Here is a 2,641-nt window from a genome sequence, read left to right as displayed (position 1 = left end):
GGATCCGTTTCCCGCCGGGAAACGGATCCGACCCCAGCCGATGCCGCGCCCAGCCGGTACAATCACCGCTCTGTTTTCCCCCAAGCACCGGAGCGACCCATGTCCCGCCAGATCATCAACACCGAAAAGGCCCCCGCCGCCATCGGCCCGTACTCGCAGGCCGTGCGCGCCGGCAACACCGTGTACTTCTCCGGCCAGATCCCGCTTGACCCGGCCACCGGCGACATCGTCGGCGCCGGTGACGTCGAAGCACAGGCCCGCCGCGCCTTCGACAACCTCAAGGCCGTGGCCGAAGCGGCGGGTGGCTCGCTGGACAAGGTCGTGCGCCTGGGCCTGTACCTGACCGACCTGGGCGAGTTCGCCAAGGTCAACGCGGTCATGCAGGACTACTTCCAGGCCCCGTACCCGGCCCGTTCCACCATCGAAGTCTCCGGCCTGCCGAAGGGCGCCAGCTTCGAGGTCGACGCGGTGATGGTCATCGACTGACCGCCACGTGGCACGCAAGGCGGCGGTCACCCCGGTCCTGTCACCGTCCGGCGAAGCATCCCTGGCGATGCTCGCCGGCGTCGGTCCGGCCGTGGCCGCCAAACTGCAGGCACGTGGCCTGGCCACCCTGCAGGATCTCTGGCTTCACCTGCCGCTGCGCTATGAAGACCGGACCCGGCTGACCCGCATCGAAGACCTGCGCAACGGCGTGCCGGCGCAGGTGGAAGGGCGGGTGGTCGCGGTCGAGCGTGGCATGCGCTACCGGCCGATGCTGAAAGTGGCGGTGGAAGACGAAGGGCAGGGCACCCTGGTGCTGCGCTTTTTCCACTTCCGCCAGCAGCAGGTCGGGCAGTTCGCGGTCGGCACCCGGCTGCGCTGCTTCGGCACGCCCAAGCCCGGCCACCTCGGCCTGGAAATCGTCCATCCCAGCTACCAGGTGCTGGGCCGCAACGACGATCCCGAACTCGGCGACCGCCTCGACCCGGTGTATCCCACCGTCGAAGGGGTCGGCCCGATGACCATGCGCAAGCTGATCGGCCAGGCGCTGGACCGCCTGCCCGAGGAAAGCACGCTGGAACTGCTGCCCAACGGTTGGCTCGATGGCCTGGGCCTGCCGCCGCTGCGCAGCGCGCTGCTGACCGTGCACCGGCCACCGCCGGATGCCGATCTGGCCGCGTTGGCGGCTGGTACCCACCCGGCGCAGCGTCGCCTGGCGATGGAAGAACTGCTGGCCCATCACCTCAGCCTGCGTCGCCAGCGTATTGCATTGCAGGCGCACCATGCGCCGCCGCTGGCCGGCCCCGGAAAACTGGCCAAGGCGCTGCTGAAGCAGTTGCCGTTCGCGCTGACCGGCGCGCAGGCACGCGTGTTCAAGCAGATCCGTGAGGACCTTGCGCGGCCCAGCCCGATGCTGCGGCTGGTGCAGGGCGACGTCGGCTCCGGCAAGACGGTGGTGGCCGCGCTGGCCGCCATGCTGGCGGTGGAGCAGGGCAAGCAGGTCGCATTGGCCGCCCCCACCGAGTTGCTGGCCGAGCAGCACCTCAACAATCTGCGTGGCTGGCTGGAACCGCTCGGCGTGCGCATCGCCTGGCTGGCCGGCAAGGTCACCGGCAAGGCGCGCGCCAAAGTGATGGAGCAGGTCGCCAACGGCGAAGCGCAGGTGGTGGTCGGAACCCACGCGCTGATGCAGGAGGCGGTGGTGTTCCAGGACTTGGCGCTGGCCATCGTCGACGAGCAGCACCGCTTCGGCGTGCACCAGCGCTTGGCGCTGCGCGACAAGGGCGCGGGCGGCAACAGCGTGCCGCACCAGCTGGTGATGACCGCCACGCCGATTCCGCGCACGCTGGCGATGTCCGAATACGCAGACCTGGATGTATCAGCCATCGACGAACTGCCACCGGGCCGCACCCCTGTGCAGACCGTGGCCTTGAACAATGACCGTCGCCCGGAACTGATCGAGCGCATTGCGCTGGCCTGCCAGGAAGGGCGGCAGGTGTACTGGGTGTGCACGCTCATCGAGGAAAGCGAAGAACTGGATGCCACCCCGGCGCAGGCCACCTACGAATCGCTGCAGGCGCTGCTGCCGGGCGTGCGCGTCGGGCTGGTGCATGGCCGCCTCAAGGCCGCCGAGAAGCTGGCGACGATGGTGGCGTTCAAGGCCGGCGAGATCGACTTGCTGGTCGCGACCACGGTCATCGAAGTGGGTGTGGACGTACCGAATGCTTCGTTGATGGTGATCGAGAACGCCGAGCGCCTCGGCCTGGCCCAGCTGCACCAGCTGCGTGGCCGCGTGGGCCGCGGTTCGGCGGTGTCGCGCTGCGTGCTGCTGTACCAGGCACCACTCTCGCAGATGGCGCGTGAGCGCCTGCAGACCATGCGCGAAACCAACGATGGTTTCGTCATCGCCGAGAAGGACCTGGAACTGCGCGGCCCCGGCGAACTGCTCGGGACGCGCCAGACCGGCCTGGCCGGTTTCCGCATTGCCGACCTGGCCCGCGACGCTGGCCTGCTGCCCGGCGTGCATGAATTGGCCGAGCGCCTGTTGGCCCAGCAACCGGCCCTGGCTGATCGCGTGGTGCAGCGCTGGATCGGCACCGCGGTGCGCTACGCCTCGGCCTGATCCCTGTAGAGCCGAGCCCATGCTCGGCTGCCGTTC

The 2,641-nt window shown here is 69.1% G+C and carries 2 protein-coding genes; both read left to right on the top strand.

What is annotated here, in order from left to right; translation table 11 throughout:
• Positions 1 to 99: 99 nt before the first annotated feature.
• Positions 100 to 486, top strand: a complete 387-nt coding sequence (locus HMPREF3114_RS03075; RefSeq protein ID WP_005418954.1) for a RidA family protein — start codon at positions 100 to 102, stop codon at positions 484 to 486.
• A 7-nt stretch (positions 487 to 493) separates the two neighbouring features.
• Positions 494 to 2,605, top strand: coding sequence for an ATP-dependent DNA helicase RecG (gene recG / locus HMPREF3114_RS03070; RefSeq protein ID WP_005418953.1), 2,112 nt, complete (start codon positions 494 to 496; stop codon positions 2,603 to 2,605).
• Positions 2,606 to 2,641: the final 36 nt, after the last annotated feature.

This window comes from Stenotrophomonas sp. HMSC10F07 (assembly GCF_001807895.1).
Classification (GTDB): domain Bacteria; phylum Pseudomonadota; class Gammaproteobacteria; order Xanthomonadales; family Xanthomonadaceae; genus Stenotrophomonas; species Stenotrophomonas sepilia.
The sequence above is the reverse complement of the archived record's forward strand: the minus strand, read 5'-3'. Positions and strand labels throughout refer to the sequence as shown.

What these genes read in the sequence shown, in the direction of transcription:
- HMPREF3114_RS03075 (WP_005418954.1), top strand. Translation starts at nt 100, where the DNA reads ATGTCCCGCCAGATCATCAACACCGAAAAGGCCCCCGCCGCCATCGGC.